The organism is Acidovorax sp. NN32 (assembly GCF_057597245.1).
In genome coordinates this window covers 1,761,064-1,778,855 of record NZ_CP199679.1, presented here as the reverse complement: position 1 = coordinate 1,778,855, position 17,792 = coordinate 1,761,064, and the positions used below count along the sequence as shown (strand labels likewise).

The following is a 17,792-nucleotide window of genomic DNA, read 5'->3' as shown; positions in this document are numbered from 1 at the left end:
GCTACTCAGAACCCGCCAGTGCGCGGCCCACCGCCGCATTCGACACAGCTGGGGGCAGTGCTCCCTCGACCTGCACATGCATGACCCGCTGCGGATAAGGGATTTCGATCTTGTGGGCGCGCAGTGCACTCAGGATGGCGCGGTTGATCTCCGAGCGCAGGCCCAGCGAACCGTTCTCGGGGTCGGCAATCCAGAAGCCCACGGTGAACTCCAGCCCATCGGCACCAAACGCCGACAAGGACACACTGGGCGCCGGATCGCGCAGCACACGACTGCTGGCAAAGGCGGCCTCGCCCAGCAGCCGCGTCACCAGGTCCACATCGCTGTCATAGCCCACGCTCACCACGGTGGACAACCAGACGCGGGGGTCCGCCAGCGACAGGTTTTCCACCCGCTGGATGATCAGCATCTCATTGGGCACGATGGACTCGCGGCCCGTGGACGAGCGCACCACCGTGTAGCGCGCATTGATATCGGTGATGCGCCCCTCGAAGTTGTCCACCCGCACATTGTCGCCAATGCGCATGCTGCGCTCGGCCAGGATCACAAAACCGCTCACATAGTTGGACGCCAGCTTCTGCAGGCCAAAGCCAATCCCCACCCCCACAGCGCCGCCCAGCACAGACAACGCGGTCAGGTCAATGCCCACGGCCGACAGGGCCATGATGAGCCCGACGAAGATCAGCAGCGCCCGCACGGCATTGCTCACGGCCTTGCGCAGCGACAGCTCGGCCCCGGTGGCCGAGCGCAGCAGGCGCGACTCGATGGCGGCAGATATCCAAAGCGCGATCAGCAGCACGGCAGCAGCCGTCAGTGCCCCTTCAATCATGGTGCGCACCGACAGCGTGGCGCCTCCCACCTTCCAGTGGATCTGGTCCAGCTCTTCGAGCACCAAGGGCAAGAGCCCTGTGACCCACAGCACCATGCCCAGCCAGGCCAGCCACGAGATGGAACGTTCAATCGGCCGCACCCAGGCGGCATCCGGGTAGGCCACCTGCAGCACCTTCACCCCGATGCGGATGACCACCAGCGACACCAGCACCGGCACGGCGACCTTGAACACGGCCAGCGGAACCCACTGCAGCAGCACGGTGCGCGCCACATAAGCCAGGCACAGCAACGCCAGCGGAAACAGTGCGCCATCGACAATCCGCGTGCCGAACAGGATGGAGCGCGGGTCACCCCGGTGCAGCCCACGCTGCAGCAGCGACACCAGCAACCAGGCCAGGCCCAGGCAGGCGGCCAGGGCGGCAAACTCCACCAGCACCGTGGGTCGAAGAAACGCCTCGGCCCAGCGGCCCACATCTTCCAGCATGGGGGTTTCTGTCGTGGCCATGGCTCTCAGCGCTTCCAGGTAGGCTGGCGCTTTTCGGCGAAGGCGCGCGCGCCTTCCTGCGCGGCGTCGTCCATCATGTTGGTGGCCATGGTCTGGCCCGCCAGCTGGTAGGCCGCATCGATGCCCAGCTCCCGCTGCTGGTACACCAGCGCCTTGCCCATGGCTACGGCCACGCGGGGCTTTTGCAGGATGGACTCCACCAACTTTTCGACCTCGGCATCCAGCGCATCGGCGGGCACCACACGGTTCACCAGACCCTGCGCCAGCGCGGTGGGCGCATCGATGAAATCGCCGGTGAGCAACATTTCCATAGCCCGCTTGGCGGGCACATTGCGCACGAGCGGCACGCTCGGCGTTGCGCAGAACAGACCGTAGTGGATGCCACTGGTGGCAAAGCTGGCGCTGTCGGCCGCCACCGCCAGGTCGCACTGCGCCACCAGCTGGCAGCCCGCCGCCGTCGCCATGCCCTGCACCCTGGCGATCACGGGTACTGGCAGCTTGTGGATGGTCAGCATCATGCGGCTGCATTGCGCAAACAGCTTCTGGTAGTACGCCAGCTCCGGGTTCGCCGCCATGTCCTTGAGGTTGTGCCCGGCACAGAAGGCTTTGCCTGCTGCGGCCAGCACGACCACGCGCACAGATTCGTCGCGGCCCGCATCGCCCAGCGCCTGTTGCAGCGCAGAGAGCATCTCTGCACCCAGCGCGTTGAAGCGGGCCGGGTCGTTCAGGGTCAAGGTGACCACGCCGCGGGCGTCGCGGGTGGTTGTCAGCACATCATCGAAGTTCTTTGTCGTCATAGTTTGCTCCTCTCAGCCATCTGCACGCCGACTGAAACTGGCACTGCCCAGGCGGGGGGCCGCCGCGCAAGGGCCGCCCCGCCGCGCTGGCGGCGTCCCCCTTCCGCATCGCGCAGCGATGCAAGAGAAGGGGGAAGCGGCGAAGCCGCTCAGGGGGTTAGTCACAAATCCGCGAGGACCCGCAAATGTGCCTCCACACTGCGCGCCAGCGGCCCCATCACATAGCCGCCCTCCAGGCACGACACGATGCGGCCCTTGGCATAGCGGCGGGCCACGTCCTTCACGCGCTGGGTGATCCAGGCGTAATCCTGCTCGGTCAGGCCCAGCTGGCCCATGTCGTCCTCGCGGTGGCCGTCAAAACCCGCACTCACAAAAATCATCTCGGGCTTGAAGGCTTCCAGCCGGGGCATCCACATCATTTCGATGATCTCGCGGATGTCCATGCCCCGCGTGTAGGCGGGCACGGGCACGTTGACCATGTTCGGGGCGGGATCATGGTCGCCGCTGTAGGGGTAGAACGGGTGCTGGAAGATGCTGACCATCAGCGCCCGGGGGTCATTGGCCAGGATGTCCTCGGTGCCATTGCCGTGGTGCACGTCAAAGTCCACCACCGCCACGCGCTGCAGGTTGTAGCGCTGCAGCGCATATTTGGCCGCAACGGCCACGTTGTTGAAAAAGCAGAAACCCATGGCCTTGTCGCGGCAGGCATGGTGGCCGGGGGGGCGCACCGAGCAGAACGCGTTTTCCACCTCGCCCGCCATCACAGCATCGGTGGCGGCCAGTGCCGCCCCCGCAGCGCGCAGCGACGCCTTCCAGGTGTGGGCGTTGATAGAGGTGTCGGTGTCGATCTGCGCGTAGTTGGGGCCGCCCGCCATCAGCTCTTCGTTGAGCCGGTCCGACAGGCCGCGCAACGCCGCAATGTGCATGCGGCCGTGGGCCAGCTCGATGTCGGCCAGCGAGGCCTCGGGGGCGTCGTAGCGCTCCAGCGCGTCGGCCACGCCGGTGATCAGCAAGCGATCCTCAATGGCGTCCAGCCGTTCGGGGCATTCGGGGTGGCCCGGGCCCATCTCGTGCTTCCAACAATCCCGATGGGTGAAATAGCCCGTCTTGCTCACAGTCTTGTCCCCGCGTGTCGCATTTTTCTCAATTTTTCGGATAACGTCATGCCATGAACGCACAGCACAAAATCAAATCACTTCTGGATCAGCTTAACACGGTGATCGTGGGCAAACAGGCCCAGGTCCAGGACTGCGTGGCCTGCCTGCTGGCGGGGGGGCACCTGCTGATCGAAGACGTGCCCGGGGTGGGCAAGACCACCCTGGCCCACGCCTTGTCACGCACCTTCGGCCTGCAGTTCTCGCGCGTGCAGTTCACGGCCGACCTGATGCCCAGCGACCTGACCGGCGTGTCGGTGTACGAACGCGGCAAGGAAGCCTTCGTGTTCCACCCCGGCCCGGTGTTTGCCCAGGTGCTGCTGGCCGACGAAATCAACCGCGCCAGCCCCAAGACGCAAAGCGCGCTGCTCGAAGCCATGGAAGAAAAGCAGGTGTCGGTGGAGGGCGAAACCCGCGCCCTGCCCCACCCGTTCTTCGTGATCGCCACGCAGAACCCGCACGACCAGCTAGGCACCTTCGCGCTGCCCGAGTCGCAGCTCGACCGCTTTTTGATGCGCATCTCCATCGGCTACCCCGACCGCGCCGCGGAACGTGTGCTGCTGGCGGGCGCGGACCGGCGCGACATGGTGGACACCATGCTGCCCCTGCTGTCCGACGAGGAACTGGCCGAGCTGCAGCGCCAGGTGCAGGCCATCCACACGGCCGATCCGCTGCTCAACTATGTGCAGGACCTGATTGCGGCCACCCGCTCGGGCCGGTGGTTTCTGCAAGGGCTCTCGCCCCGCGCGGGCATTGCCCTGGTGCGCGCGGCCAAGGCGCAGGCCCTCATCAGCGGGCGCGACTATGTGGCGCCCGATGATGTGCAGGCGGTGCTGCCCCAGACCATTGCCCACCGCCTGGTGCCCGTGGGCGACGCCGGACGCGGCGCGGTGGAGCAGGTGCGCGCGATGGTCGAAGCGGTTCCGTTGCCCTGACCCATGGAATCCGCCACCCCACCGCCCCTCCCACCCCTTGCGCGCTGGCGCAGCCTGGCCGCCACGCTCAACCCATTGGCGCCGCTGCGCCGCCGCTTCCAGCGCTGGTGGCAGGCGCGCCTGCCGCTGAGCGACACGCTGGCGCTCACGCAGCGCAATGTCTACATCCTGCCCACCGGTTCGGGCTGGATGCTGGCGTTGACGCTGATCGTGCTGCTCATCGCGTCCATCAACTACCAGCTCAACCTGGGCTACCTGCTCACCTTTTTACTGGCGGGCAGTGCGGTGATCGGCATGCACATCTGCCACGCCAACCTGCGCGGCCTGACCCTGCACCTGAAAGCACCCGAGCCGCACTTCATGGGCAGCAGCACCGCGTTTGACATCCAGCTGTCCAGCGAGCGCAAGACCCCGCGCTACGGCATCGCCCTGTCGGTGCACGGCACGGGCAAGGAGGCGCAAAAGGAACCCCATCATTGGGCCTGGACCGACGTGCCAGCGCAAGGGCAGTCCAGCGTGCAAGTCGCTTTCAAGCCCGAGCGCCGGGGCCTGCACCGCGTTCCCACATTGACCGCCGAGACGCGCTTTCCGCTGGGCACCTTCCGCGTCTGGACCTACTGGCGCCCCGCTGCCCAGGTGCTGGTCTACCCCGCACCCGAAACCCCGACACCGCCCCTGCCGTCTGGCGAACCGCGCGCGGGCGGAGCGGGCAACACGCCCACACAGGGCATTGGCGAATTCGACGGTGTGCGTGCCTACCGCCGGGGCGATCCGCTCAAGCTCGTGGTCTGGAAGAAGGCCGCCAAGTCGCTGGCCACTGGCACAGACGACCTGGTGAGCCGCGACGCCCAGCAGGCCCAGCGGCACGAGCTGTGGCTGGACCTGGCCCGTGCCTCACTGCCCGACCACGAAGCCCGCATCTCGCGCCTGACCGCCTGGGTGCTGCAGGCCGACCGGCTGGGGCTGGACTATGGCCTGCGCCTGCCGGGTGTGGAGATCGCACCGGACACGGGAGCGGCCCATCGCAGAAATTGCCTGGAGGCACTGGCATTGTGCTGATTCGTCCCTCAAAATTTAGATCAAAATGGCACCTTGCGCTTGCTAGAAAGGCGCAGAAAGCTACATTTTTGATAGCAAATCAATCACCACCTGTCCGGCGTGCCCCCTTGCCATGAACCTGCGACAGACCCTTGTTTCCCTGCCTCGCGACGCCCGCGACACGCTTTTTCTGCTGTTCGTGATCGTCTGGGTCATCGCGCCGCAGGTGTCCAACCTGCCGGTGTGGACCAGCCTGCTGGCTGGCGGCCTGCTGCTGTGGCGCGGCTGGCTGGCCTGGACGGGCCGCCCCCTGCCCGGCCGCTGGACAGTGGCCGCCCTGCTCCTGGTAGCGGTGGCAGGCACACTGTTCACGCACCGCACCATCCTCGGGCGGGATGCGGGTGTCACCTTGATCGTCATGCTGCTCGCCCTCAAGATGCTGGAGCTGCGCGCACGCCGCGATGCCATGGTGGTGTTCTTCCTGGGCTTCTTCACGATGCTCAGCAATTTCTTCTTCTCGCAATCTCTGCTGACTGCCGCCGCCATGCTGGTGGCGCTGCTGGGGCTGCTCATGGCACTGGTCAATGCCCACATGCCGGTAGGGCGCCCGCCGCTGGCGCAGACCTTTCGCATGGCGGGCACCATGGCACTGCTGGGCGCGCCCATCATGGTGGCGCTGTTCATGCTGTTCCCACGCATGTCACCGTTGTGGGGCATGCCCGGCGAAAACCTCTCGGGGCGTAGCGGCCTCTCGGGCACGATGAAGATCGGGGACATGGCCGAGATCGCACTGGATGAGCGCGTGGCCATCCGCCTGCGCTTCGAGGGGGCTCCCACCGATGTGCCTGCGCAATCCACGCTGTACTTTCGCGGGCCCGTCATGACCGCGTTCGATGGCCGGGAATGGCAGGCCGAGCCCTTCCGCGAAGACAGCGCCTGGGCCGCACGTGCAGCCCTGCCCGCCAATCTGCAGGTCAGCGGCCCGGCGGTGCGCTATGAGGTGACGCTCGAACCCCAGCGCCAGCCCTGGCTGATGGTGCTGGAGGCCACCCCCGAGGCGCCCCAGCTGCCCAACAACATGCAGGCCTACATGACGCAGGATCTGCAGTGGATGACGGCACGTCCCATCACCGAGGTGATGCGCTACCAGGCCGTGAGCTACCCCGAGTTCCGCCACGGCCCCCAGCAGTCGGTGCGGCAACTGCGCGTGTACACCGAGCTGCCGCCCGGCTTCAATCCGCGCACCCTGGAGCTGGCGGCACAGATGCGGGCAGACCCTGCACTGGCCAACGCCCGCACGGAAGTTCTGGTCAATGCCGTCCTGCAACGCCTGCGCACAGGGGGCTACAACTACTCCCTCGATCCAGGCGTCTATGGCCAGCACACCGCCGACGAGTTCTGGTTTGACCGCAAGGAAGGTTTTTGCGAACACATCGCCTCGGCCTTCGTGGTGCTGATGCGCGCGATGGATGTGCCAGCACGCATCGTCACGGGCTACCAGGGCGGCGAGCGCAACCCCGTGGATGGCTACTGGACGGTGCGCAACGCCGATGCCCATGCCTGGTCCGAAGTCTGGATGGAGGGGCGTGGCTGGGTGCGTGTAGATCCCACAGGCGCCGTCTCGCCGAACCGCGTGGGCCAGTTCCAGCGTTTGCGCGCGCCCCAGGGTGCGTTCGCCAACGCCCTGGGCACCCTCAGCCCGGGCATGGTGCAGAACCTGCGGGCCGTGTGGGAAGCCGTCAACAACGGCTGGAACCAGTGGGTGCTCAACTACACCCAGAGCCGCCAGATGGACCTGCTCAAGGCGCTGGGGTTTGAATCCCCCAGCTGGCAGGACCTCACCACCGTGCTGGGCAGCCTGGTCATCGCGGCTGCACTGGGCGGCATGGGCTGGAGCCTTTGGGAACGTGCCCAGCACGACCCCTGGCTGCGGCTGCTGGCCCGCACGCGCCAGCGCCTGGCGCGCGCCGGCCTGACGCTGCCCGAAACCCTGCCCCCTCGCGCCATGGCCGAACGGGTGCGCGCGCACTTCGGCCCGCAGGCTGCTGGGGTGGCAGACTGGCTGCTGCGGCTGGAACGCCTGCGCTACTCCCCCCACCCCGACACCGAACTGGGAGCCCTGCGGCGCGAGTTTCGCGCACTGCCCTGGCCAAACCGATGAATCCCCCCTGAGCGGCTTCGCCGCTTCCCCCCAAGGGGACGATGCCCTTGCTGCGGGGCGGCCCTTGCTTGGCATCCCTGGCCTGGGTCGCGTCGGTTTCGGGGCGCAGGGACAAAACAAAGTAACGAACAACCCAAATGAAGAAGACAGCTCCATGGATCACAACAGCTATATTTTTGATAGCTGCTTGCGCACTACCAGTAAGCGCTAGCCCGCAAAAATCCTCCAAAACCAGCATCACAAAGCAAAAGCCAGCCGTGCTCTACGCATCGCGCCCCGAGGCGCTGCAGTTTGCCGACGACCTGGCTGCGCGCCGCGACCTGGACCGCGAATGGGTGCGCCAGGCCATCGGGCAGGCGCATTTTTTGCCGCAGGTGCCCCGGCTCATGCTGCCGCCACCCAAGGGCACGGCCAAGAACTGGCGCGTGTACCGCAGCCGCTTCATCGACCCCATCCGCATCCGCGCCGGCCAGCGGTTCTGGCAGGAGAACCAGGCCACGCTGGAGCGCGCCGAGCGCGAGTACGGCGTGCCCGCCGAGATCATCGTGGGCATCATCGGCGTGGAGACCATCTACGGCCAGCAGATGGGTACGTTCCGCGTGATGGACGCGCTGGCCACGCTGGCGTTTGATTTCCCGTCAGCCCATCCTCGTGCCAAGGAGCGCACCGAATTTTTCCGCCGCGAGCTGGAGCAGTTCCTGAGCCTCACCAACCGCAGCAACACCGACCCGTTCGAGCCGCGCGGCAGCTACGCTGGTGCCATGGGCCTGGGACAGTTCATGCCGTCGAGCTGGGTGCGTTACGCCGTGGACTATGACGGCGATGGCCGCGTGGACCTGTTCAACAGCCCGGCCGACGCCATCGGCTCGGTAGCCAACTACTTCCGGGGCCACGGCTGGACGCCGGGCATGCCCACGCACTTTGGCGTGCAGTTCGACACGGCACGACTGCAGATGGATGACCTGCTGGCGCCCGACATCCTGCCCACCTTCAGCGTGGCCAGCATGCAAGCCAAGGGCGCTGTGCTCGACGCGGCTGGCGTACAACACAACGGCCCGCTCGCGCTGGTGGAGCTGCAAAACGGCGCAGAGGCGCCGAGCTATGTGGCGGGCACCGAAAATTTCTACGCCATCACCCGCTACAACTGGTCGAGCTACTACGCGATGGCGGTGATCGAGCTGGGCCGCGAAGTGGCGGCGGCGCGCGCGCGCTGACCCGCGCAGGCGCACCGGGGCGTTTTTTGGGGGAGGCGCTGCGGCGCACCGCAGGCCCGACATGAGGACGGCCGGGCGGCCGATGCGGGGTTTGGCGGCGCCTGCAAGCGCGCTTGCGCAAGTCAGTCCACAATGCCCGGCTTGGACCGCTGGCCCGGCAGCCCTGCAGCAGCGGCACACCTCTTTGCCCACCCCCACCCCACCCCTTTTCTTCATGCCTGTATCACCTTCTCCAACGCCCGCTGTGGACGCCATCGTCCGGGTGCGCGGCGTGAGTAAAACCTACGCGGGCGGCTTTCAGGCGCTCAAGAACATCGACCTGGACATCCGGCGCGGCGAAATATTTGCCCTGCTCGGGCCCAACGGCGCGGGCAAGACCACGCTCATCAGCGTGATCTGCGGCATGAGCAATGCCACGGCTGGCTCCATCACTGCAGACGGCCACGACACCGTGCGCGACTACCGCGCCGCCCGCGCGGCCATTGGCCTCGTGCCGCAAGAGCTGCACACCGATTCGTTTGAAACCGTGTGGGCCACAGTCAACTTCAGCCGGGGCCTGTTTGGCAAGGCGCCCAACCCGGCGTTCATCGAGAAGATCCTCAAGGACCTGTCGCTGTGGGACAAGAAGGACAGCAAGATCCTCGCGCTGTCGGGCGGCATGAAACGCCGCGTGCTGATCGCCAAGGCGCTGTCGCACGAGCCCAAGATCCTGTTCCTGGACGAACCCAGTGCTGGCGTCGACGTGGAGCTGCGCCATGACATGTGGCGCCTGGTACGCGAGTTGCGCGACGCGGGAACCACCATCATCCTCACCACCCACTACATCGAAGAAGCCGAAGACATGGCCGACCGCATCGGTGTGATCCGCAAGGGTGAGCTGATCGTGGTGGAAGACAAGGACGTGCTGATGCGCAAGCTGGGCAAGAAGCAGCTCACGCTCACCCTGCAGCAGCCGATGGACCAAGTGCCCGACGCGCTGGCACGCTGGCCGCTCGTGCTGAGCCAGGGCGGCACCGCGCTGACCTACACCTTCGACACGCAGCAGGAGGACACGGGCATTGCCGCACTGTTGCGCGCACTGGCCGAGCACGGCATTGACTTCAAGGATCTGCACTCCAGCGAAAGCTCGCTCGAAGACATCTTTGTGAGCCTGGTGCACCAGGACACCCCTCAGCAGAAAGCACCCCAAGCATGAACGGCCTGAACTGGCATGGCGTCAGCGCCATCTACCGCTTTGAGATGAACCGTGCGTTTCGCACCTGGATGCAGAGCCTGATCGCGCCGGTGCTCACCACCGCTCTCTACTTCATCGTGTTCGGCTCTGCCATCGGCTCGCGCATGGGCGACATCGGCGGCGTAAGTTACGGCGCCTACATCATCCCCGGCCTGCTCATGCTGTCGCTGCTGTCCGAGAGCATCTCCAACTCGGCCTTCGGGATCTACATGCCCAAGTGGTCCGGCACCATCTACGAGCTGCTCAGCGCGCCGGTAAACTGGGTGGAGGTGCTGCTGGGCTACGTGGGCGCAGCGGCCAGCAAATCGCTGCTGGTGTCGGTGCTCATCCTCACCACGGCCCGGGTGTTTGTGCCCTACGAAGTGGCGCACCCGGTGTGGATGGTGGGCTTCCTGGTGCTCACCGCAGTCACGTTCTGCCTGTTCGGTTTCATCATCGGCCTGTGGGCCGACAGCTTCCAAAAGCTGCAGGTCATCCCACTGCTGGTGATCACGCCGCTGACCTTTCTGGGCGGGGCGTTCTACAGCATCAACATGCTGCCGCCGTTCTGGCAGACCGTTTCGCTGTTCAACCCGGTGGTCTATCTCATCAGCGGACTGCGCTGGGCGTTCTATGGCCAGGCCGATGTCCACATTGGCGTGAGCACGGGCATGACGCTGGTGTTCATGGCCGCGTGCCTCGTCGTGGTGTGGTGGGTGTTCAAGACGGGGCGCCGCATCCGGCGTTGAGCCCACCGCCCCAAAAAACATTCACGCTGACCCCTTCGGCGGGCTCAGCGTGAACGGTTCAGGACGTGGACTCAATACCGCTGCATGCTGCAGCTGTGCGGCTGCTGCGCCTTGGCAGCAGGAATCTGCCGCACCACGCGAAAGCCGTAGCCCGAGCCTTCCACATCAAACTTCACGCCCGGTGCGCCTTTTTTGTCCATCACGCCCACCACCAGCGCCTGTTGGAACTGGTGGTCCGCCGCGCGCATGCTGCCGCCCTGGCCCGAGAGCCGCACATCGGCCTTCTCCATCTGGCGCGCCACGGCCACGGCGTCGGTGCTGCCGGCACGCTCGATGGACTGGGCCAGCGCCTCCACCATGAGCTGCATGCGCATGTGCACGTAGTCGTCCTGCGGCTTGGGAAAACGCTCGCGGAAAGACTGGTAGAACGCCTCGCTCTGGGCGCCTGGCACATTGGGCAGCCAGTCGGCCACCGCCACCACCTTGCCAATGCCTGCATCACCCATGGCAGCGGGCGCACCCAGCGCGTTGCCATAGAAGGTGTAGAAGCTGCCCTCGTAGCCCACTTCCCGCGCGGCCTTCACCAGCAGGGTCAGGTCATTGCCCCAGTTGCCTGTGACCACCGCCTGCGCGCCGCTGGTCTTGATCTTGACGGCGTAGGGCGCAAAGTCCTTCACGCGGCCCACCGGGTGCAGCTCGTCGCCCACCACCGCCACATCTGGGCGTTGTGCGGCCAGCTGCTTCTTGGCCTCGCGCAGCACGGCCTGGCCAAAGCTGTAGTCCTGGCCGATGAGGTACACACTTTTGAGGGACTTGTCTTCGCGCATCACATCCATCAGCGCGGCCATGCGCATGTCGGCATGGGCGTCAAAACGAAAGTGCCAGAAGCTGCACTTCTCGTTGGTGAGGATGGGGTCCACCGCCGAGTAGTTCAAAAAGATCACGCGCTTGTTCGGCTCACGCTCGTTGTGTTTGTTGATCGCCTCGATCAGCACCGCCGCCGTAGCCGATGAATTGCCCTGCAGGATGACCTGCGCGCCATCGTCGATGGCCGCACGCAGGGCCGACAGCGCCTCTTCGTTCTGGCCCTTGCTGTCGTAGCGCTCCAGCGCCAGCGGGCGGGGGCCACCCGCAGCGGCTGGCAACTGCACGCCACCCCGCGCGTTCACACGTTCCATGGCCCAGTAGATGTTGCGGTAAACCGCTTCGCCCGTGTTGGCAAATGCGCCCGACAGGCTTTCGATGAGCGCCACCTTCACGGGCTTGGCCTGCGCCACGGCAGTGGCTGGCGCTGCAGCCTGGGCATGGCTGGCGGACACCGGCAGCAGCACGCAGCACAGCGTGGCTGCTGCGGCCAAAACGGATTGACATAGTGCCGCTGCGCCTGTTTTCAAGCCCACGGAGTGCAATTTATTCATGCCATTTTTCCCTTGAAATGCGGCGTGGCCGCACACACCTCTTTGGCATGCGGCGACCACGTCGAGAGCCGCGCAGTGTATAGGAGTACCCCATGATCTTCGCCCCCGTGATCCGCCGCGCCGCCTACGCCCAAGCACCCCGTTCCGCCGACCTGGCACTGCAGCGTTTTCTGATGGGCACGCTGGCCGACCCCGCTGCCGCACGTTCTGCAGCAGGCTGCACTGTCACGCAGGACGACAAAGCCACCACCTTGCAGCTGGATGTGCCCGGCCTGGCCCGCGAGCAGTTGCAGATCAGCATTGAAGGCAACGTGGTGCGCCTGCAAAGTGTGGAAGGAGCCCCCCGCAAGGTGCAGCGCGCCTGGGAGCTTGCCGCCGACATCGACGCCGCCAACAGTAGCGCCAAACTGGAAAACGGCGTACTGACGCTGACCCTGGCCAAGGTGGAGCCTGCCAGCAAGGCCACCACGCTGACGATCCACTAACTATTGAATTAATAGCTAAAAACGCCCGTACCATCAGCGGTACGGGCGTTTTTCATTCAAATTCTCTTTCCAGACCCGATGCATTACTCATGCCGCAGCGCATCGATGGGGTCCATGCGGGCAGCGCGCCGTGCCGGGAAGTAGCCAAACACCACGCCAATGCCCGCAGAGAAAAGGAACGACAGCAGGTTCACGCCGGGGTTGAACAGGTAGGGCACCCCCATCAGCCCCGACAGCGCGAGCGACGCGCCCGTGGCCAGCACGATGCCGATAAGCCCGCCCAGCGCGGCCAGCACCACGGCCTCGATCAGAAACTGCAGCAGCACCTCGCGCTCCAGCGCACCGATGGCTAGGCGCAGGCCGATCTCGCGCGTGCGCTCGGTCACGCTCACCAGCATGATGTTCATGATGCCGATGCCGCCCACCAGCAGACTCACTGCGGCCACGGCGCCCAGCAGCGTGGTCAGCACCTTGGTGGTGCCCGAGAGCGTGTCGGCCAGCTGCTTGGTGTCGAGCACATTGAAGTTGTCTTCGTCCGAGTCCGACAGCTTGCGCAGCTCGCGCAGCAACTGCGTGAGGCTGGCCTTCACCCGCTCGGGGTCGCTGCCGTCCTTCATCGACACCAGCAGCGTGTTCACCCGCGTGTTGCCCGTCACGCGGCGCTGCAGCGTGCGCAGCGGCACCAGCACGGTGTCGTCCTGGTCGTTGCCAAACGCGCCCTGCCCTTTGGACGCGAGCACACCCACCACTTCGCACGAAAACGCCTTCACGCGCAACTGGCCGCCCACGGCATCGGCCGTGCCAAACAGCTCGCGCCGCACGGTTTCGCCGATCAGGCACACGGCGGCGCCCGCGCGCAATTCGGCGTCGGTAAAGACGCGGCCAGTGCGCACCGTCCAATTGCCGGTCTCCAGCCAGGCGTTGGTGCTGCCGATCACGCTGGTCGTCCAGTTGCGCCCGCCCACCACGGCGGTGGCGGCGGCGCGCGCCTCGGGCGCCACGGCCAGGATGCCGCCGATCTGCTGCGCGATCACGTCGGCATCGGTGTCCTTGAAGGCCGGGGCGCCGGTGCCGCCGCCGGGCCCCATGCGCTGGCCGGGGCGCACCTGCAGCAGGTTGGTGCCCAGGCCGGATATCTGGTTCTGAATGGCCAGCGTGGCGCCGTTGCCCAGCGTGACCATGGTGATCACCGCGCTCACGCCGATCACGATGCCCAGGATGGTGAGGAAAGAGCGCATCAGGTTGCGCCGGATGGAGCGCAGCGCCAGCAGCAGGGTGTTGAGCAACATCAGTGGCCCCCTGAATCCGCAGTGACCACATTCGATACGTTCGATACAGCATCAGCGTCCAGGCCCTTGGGGTGCGGGTTGGGCGCGTCGCTGTCCACCACGCCATCCACAAACCGCACGATGCGCCGCGCATACTGCGCCATGTCGGGCTCGTGCGTGACCATTAGCACGGTGATGCCGTGGTCGGCGTTCAGGCGCCACAGCAGTTCCATGATCTCGACACTGCGCTGGGTGTCGAGGTTGCCGGTGGGCTCGTCGGCCAGCAGCACATCGGGCTCGGTGACGATGGCGCGCGCAATAGCCACGCGCTGCTGCTGCCCGCCCGACAGCTCGGCGGGCGTGTGGTGCTCCCAGCCCTTGAGGCCCACGGCCTCCAGCGCACGCGCGGCCGCCGCGTGGCGCGCGGTGGCGGACTCGCCCCGGTACAGCAGAGGCAGCTCCACATTCTCTTGCGCCGAGGTGCGCGCCAGCAGGTTGAAGCCCTGGAACACAAAGCCAAAGTAGCGCCGCCGCAGCCGTGCCCGCTCGTCGCGCGAGAGCGACTCCACATGCACGCCCTTGAACAGGTATTCGCCCGTGGTGGGCCGGTCCAGGCAGCCCAGCGTGTTCATGGCCGTGGACTTGCCCGAGCCGCTGGGGCCCATGATGGCCACAAAGTCGCCCTGTGCAATGTCCAGGTCCACGCCCTTGAGCGCCTGAAAGGCCAGCGCCCCTTCGCCATAGACCTTGGTCACGCCACGCAGGCGGATGATGGGGGTGTCGCCCGCCACGCTCATGGCTTGGCCCCGGCCGCGCGCTGGTCGGTGATCACGGCCATGCCGGGCGTGAGGCCCTCGCCCGTGACCTCGGTATGGCGGCCATCGCTGATGCCCACCTGCACATCGATGGGCTTGGCGGCACCGTCCTGCAGCACCCACACCTGCCGCGTCTTGCCCGCGCCATCGCCCGCCTCGCCCCCCGCACCCGGCTTGCGTGGGCCCGAGCCAGACCGTGGCATGCGCGGCATGAGCTGCGACATGATGCCGCCACCACTGCCGCTGCCCGACGCGCCGGGCTTGGCACCACCCGCTCCGGGCTTCGCATCGGCCCCTGCGGCCTGCGCAGGCGTGAAGCGCAGCGCCGTGTTGGGCACCAGCAGCACGTCCTTGCGTTCAGTGGAAGTGATGGTGGCCGCCGCCGTCATGCCAGGGCGCAGGCTCATGTCGCTGTTGTTCACCTCCAGCCAAGTGATGTAGGTGACCACGTTGTCCGTCTTGGTGGAACCAAACGAAACGCGCGTGACCTGGGCCGGGTAGCGGCGCGAGGGATAGGCACTGACCGTGAAGCTCGCGTCCTGACCCACCTTGACCGATCCCACGTCGGCCTCGTCCACGCTCACATCCAGCCGCAGCCGCGTGAGGTCCTCGGCCACGGTGAACAGCGTCACCGCTTGCAGCGAAGCGGCCACGGCGTTGCCAGGCTCCACCGTGCGGGTCAGCACCACACCGTCGATGGGCGAGCGGATGGAGGCCTTGGACAGGTTGGTCTCGTCGGTGGACAGCGCGGCGCGTGCGTCTTCCACCGTGGCGCGGGCGCTGGTTTCATCGGCGCGGGCGCGGTCCAGCGTGGCGCGGCCTGCGTCCAGCTCGGAGGCCGAGGGCACCTTGCCGCCGGACAGGCGGGCCACTTCTTCGAGCCGGCCAAAGTTGGCAATGGCCTCCTTGGTGGTGGCCACGGCCTGGGCCAGGCGGGCCTGCGCCGACGCCAGCGAGGCGCGCGAGCGCAGCACCTGCGATTCGAGCTTGGCGGTGTCCAGCTCCACCAGCAGCTGTCCCTTCTTGACCTTGTCGTTCACGTCCACCAGCACGTTGCGCACGGTGCCCGACAGCTCGCTGCCAATGGTGACCGAGCGCGTGGGCTGCAGCGTGCCGTTGGCAGACACGGTGAGTGTGAGATTGCCCCGGCGCAGCTCTTCGGTGACATAGGTGGGTGCAGTGCTGGCGCTCTGGCGCGATTGCCATGCGTACAAGCCACCGCCCACCACCACGAGCGCGGCCACCCCCAGCCACACGGTAGTGCGCTGCCACCAGCGGCAGGGCCGGTCGGCACCCAGCAAGGCGCTCAGGTCGGCAGGGGCGGATTTGGCGGGTGCAGAAGAAGCTGAAGTGTCGGAATTTGGCATGGGACGTGAATCAGAAAATGGGGGCTGGCAGGCAATGGAGTGGGCGTGTGGAAGGGCTGTCAGCTGTTCATTCGGCTACAGCCCAGCCGCCGCCCAACGCCTTGTAGAGACGCACATGGTCTGCCGCGACGGCAGCGGTGGTGGTGGCCACGCTCTCTTGCGTGGACAGCAGCGTGCGCTGGGTCTCCAGCACCGCCTGAAAGTCGATCAGCCCACTGCTGTAGCGCTGCTGCGCCAGCAGCGCGGCGTTGCGGGCGGCGTCAGCGGCCGCCGTCAGTCGTTCCAGTTTTTCCCTGTCGCCACGCAAGGCCACCAGCGCGTTCTCCACATCCTGCAGGGCCGTGAGCACGGTGGCTTCGTAGGCCACACGGGCCTGCTCCAGCGCGGCAGACTGCACACGCACCTGCGCGCGGGCGGCGCCGCCATCCAGCAGCGGGATGGACACGCTGCCCAGCAAGGCACTGGTCACGGCACTGCCGCCCGACAAGGCCCCCAGCGTGAGGGCGCGCAGGCCCAGCGAGCCACCAAGAGAGAAGCTGGGGTAGCGCGCGGCATCTGCCTGCGACACACGCGCCAGGGCGGCGGCAATGCGCTGCTCGGCCACACGCACATCGGGCCGCTGGCGCAGCGTCTCGGCCGGGATCGCCAGCGCCAGTTCTGCAGTTGGCTGCGGTACGGGGGCACTGGCTGCCAGGGGAGCGTCGAGCGCGCCGGGCACCTGGCCTGTCAGCACGGCCAGGCTGTAGCGCGACTGAGCCAGACTGGCTTCCAGGCTGGGAATCTGCGCCGCGGTCTGCTCGGCCGCTGCACGGGCCTGCTCGGTGACGAGCGAGGTGGTGAGCCCGGCCTGCAGGCGCCACTGGGTGATCTGCAAGGTCTCCTGCTGGCTGGCCAGGTTGCTGCGCGCAATGGCCAGGCGCTGCTGCAGCCCGCGCAGCTCGATGTAGTTGACGGCCACCTCGGCCGCCAGCGACACCTGCACATCGGCCAGGCTGGCCTCTGCCGCGCGGGCGTCAGCCTCGCTGGCGCTCACGCCGCTGCGCAGGCGGCCAAACACATCGGGCTCCCAGCTCGCATCAAAACCGGCCTGGAAGGTGTTGCCCGTGCTGTTGCTGGCCCTGCTGCGCTGTGCCGAAGCCGATGCACCCACGCTGGGCAACAGGCCGGCCGATTGCACATCCACCTGCGCACGCGCCTGCTGCAGCGCGGCCTGGGCGGTGCGCACGTTGGTGTTGGCCCGCAGGGCTTGTTCTACCAGCGTGGTGAGCGAAGGGTCGTCAAAACGCTGCCACCACTGGGCCAAAGACGTGGCACCCTGATCGGGAGTTGTATTGCCACCCGCGCCCGCAGCCCACGCCGCTGGCACGGCGACGGCGGGCAACTGGCTATCCTTGGGCTCCAGGCTTGCACAGCCCGAGATCACCAATACCAGCAGCGCGGCGAGCGCTATCTGTACACGCGGTGCGCTGCACCTGGGGTGGGCGCGCAAGACGTCGACAGTGACGCGATGGGAAGGACTCATGGAAAGGCATCGCTCGAGGGAAAACCCGATTGTGAGGAGCCATTCAGGTCAAAACGTACCGAAAGGGTCAACCCCAGGTAAAGAATTGATGCAACGCAAAGGCGTCACCAACCACCGGCGTGGCCCCATCAAAAAACTTGGCTATCGGTTCGCCAGCGGACAGACGGCCGACGCCCGCCTCGCGAGTGTCCCGAGTTGGAAGTTCGTTGATGAAATAAAGATGCCGAAATCGTCGTCAGGCAAGGCGCAAACCGCAGCGATAGCCATATCTATCGCGAGGATTTGCAACGCTGCATGGCGGCGATTCTCGGCGTCTATAT

Annotated in this window: 15 protein-coding genes; 7 read left to right on the top strand and 8 right to left on the bottom strand. The window is 66.5% G+C overall.

The genetic code is table 11. The features are described from left to right. Nucleotide 1 precedes the first annotated feature (1 nt). The 3 genes from ACT89O_RS08140 to ACT89O_RS08130 all read right to left on the bottom strand — a co-directional run bounded on the left by ACT89O_RS08140 (nucleotide 2) and on the right by ACT89O_RS08130 (nucleotide 3,200). On the bottom strand, nucleotides 2–1,336 hold the full coding sequence (locus ACT89O_RS08140) for a mechanosensitive ion channel family protein (protein WP_431152367.1): 1,335 nt from the start codon (nucleotides 1,334–1,336) through the stop codon (nucleotides 2–4). A gap of 5 nt (nucleotides 1,337–1,341) precedes the next feature. After that, a complete protein-coding gene (locus ACT89O_RS08135; protein WP_487262306.1) occupies nucleotides 1,342–2,133 on the bottom strand; it encodes an enoyl-CoA hydratase in 792 nt (263 codons plus the stop codon). A gap of 161 nt (nucleotides 2,134–2,294) precedes the next feature. Next, nucleotides 2,295–3,200, bottom strand: coding sequence for a histone deacetylase family protein (locus ACT89O_RS08130; RefSeq protein WP_121507086.1), 906 nt, complete (start codon nucleotides 3,198–3,200; stop codon nucleotides 2,295–2,297). Between the two features lie 101 nt (nucleotides 3,201–3,301). On the opposite strand from ACT89O_RS08130, the gene ACT89O_RS08125 reads away from it, so the two are divergent. From ACT89O_RS08125 to ACT89O_RS08100, 6 genes are all read left to right on the top strand, one after another. Further along, nucleotides 3,302–4,222 (top strand): AAA family ATPase, encoded by a 921-nt coding sequence (locus ACT89O_RS08125; RefSeq protein ID WP_010460095.1) that lies wholly within the window; start codon nucleotides 3,302–3,304, stop codon nucleotides 4,220–4,222. A gap of 3 nt (nucleotides 4,223–4,225) precedes the next feature. Continuing rightward, entirely contained in the window at nucleotides 4,226–5,281 is a 1,056-nt protein-coding gene (locus tag ACT89O_RS08120; protein ID WP_487262305.1) for a DUF58 domain-containing protein, read from the top strand. A gap of 112 nt (nucleotides 5,282–5,393) precedes the next feature. Next, entirely contained in the window at nucleotides 5,394–7,421 is a 2,028-nt protein-coding gene (locus ACT89O_RS08115; RefSeq protein ID WP_487262304.1) for a transglutaminase TgpA family protein, read from the top strand. A 137-nt stretch (nucleotides 7,422–7,558) separates the two neighbouring features. Next, nucleotides 7,559–8,635, top strand: a complete 1,077-nt coding sequence (gene mltB / locus ACT89O_RS08110) for a lytic murein transglycosylase B (protein ID WP_121419430.1) — start codon at nucleotides 7,559–7,561, stop codon at nucleotides 8,633–8,635. Nucleotides 8,636–8,849: 214 nt separating this feature from the next. After that, nucleotides 8,850–9,830 (top strand): ABC transporter ATP-binding protein, encoded by a 981-nt coding sequence (locus tag ACT89O_RS08105; protein ID WP_228900101.1) that lies wholly within the window; start codon nucleotides 8,850–8,852, stop codon nucleotides 9,828–9,830. Continuing rightward, on the top strand, nucleotides 9,827–10,597 hold the full coding sequence (locus tag ACT89O_RS08100) for an ABC transporter permease (RefSeq protein WP_369801391.1): 771 nt from the start codon (nucleotides 9,827–9,829) through the stop codon (nucleotides 10,595–10,597). The genes ACT89O_RS08105 and ACT89O_RS08100 overlap by 4 nt, the downstream gene beginning before the upstream one ends. 71 nt (nucleotides 10,598–10,668) lie before the next feature. On the opposite strand, the gene ACT89O_RS08095 is transcribed toward ACT89O_RS08100, so the two are convergent. Beyond that, a complete protein-coding gene (locus ACT89O_RS08095; protein WP_487262303.1) occupies nucleotides 10,669–12,015 on the bottom strand; it encodes a branched-chain amino acid ABC transporter substrate-binding protein in 1,347 nt (448 codons plus the stop codon). Nucleotides 12,016–12,107: 92 nt separating this feature from the next. Here ACT89O_RS08095 and ACT89O_RS08090 point away from each other — a divergent pair, with 92 nt between their 5' ends. Continuing rightward, entirely contained in the window at nucleotides 12,108–12,500 is a 393-nt protein-coding gene (locus tag ACT89O_RS08090) for an Hsp20/alpha crystallin family protein (protein WP_121507090.1), read from the top strand. 83 nt (nucleotides 12,501–12,583) lie between these two features. Here the strand turns inward: ACT89O_RS08090 and ACT89O_RS08085 are convergent, their stop codons facing one another. The 4 genes from ACT89O_RS08085 to ACT89O_RS08070 all read right to left on the bottom strand — a co-directional run bounded on the left by ACT89O_RS08085 (nucleotide 12,584) and on the right by ACT89O_RS08070 (nucleotide 17,472). Beyond that, a complete protein-coding gene (locus ACT89O_RS08085; protein WP_146871519.1) occupies nucleotides 12,584–13,789 on the bottom strand; it encodes an ABC transporter permease in 1,206 nt (401 codons plus the stop codon). Then, a complete protein-coding gene (locus tag ACT89O_RS08080) occupies nucleotides 13,789–14,565 on the bottom strand; it encodes an ABC transporter ATP-binding protein (protein WP_431152360.1) in 777 nt (258 codons plus the stop codon). The genes ACT89O_RS08085 and ACT89O_RS08080 overlap by 1 nt, the downstream gene beginning before the upstream one ends. Beyond that, a complete protein-coding gene (locus tag ACT89O_RS08075) occupies nucleotides 14,562–15,950 on the bottom strand; it encodes an efflux RND transporter periplasmic adaptor subunit (RefSeq protein WP_487262302.1) in 1,389 nt (462 codons plus the stop codon). The genes ACT89O_RS08080 and ACT89O_RS08075 overlap by 4 nt, the downstream gene beginning before the upstream one ends. Nucleotides 15,951–16,017: 67 nt before the next feature. Beyond that, nucleotides 16,018–17,472 (bottom strand): efflux transporter outer membrane subunit, encoded by a 1,455-nt coding sequence (locus ACT89O_RS08070; RefSeq protein ID WP_487262301.1) that lies wholly within the window; start codon nucleotides 17,470–17,472, stop codon nucleotides 16,018–16,020. Between the last annotated feature and the right edge of the window lie 320 nt (nucleotides 17,473–17,792).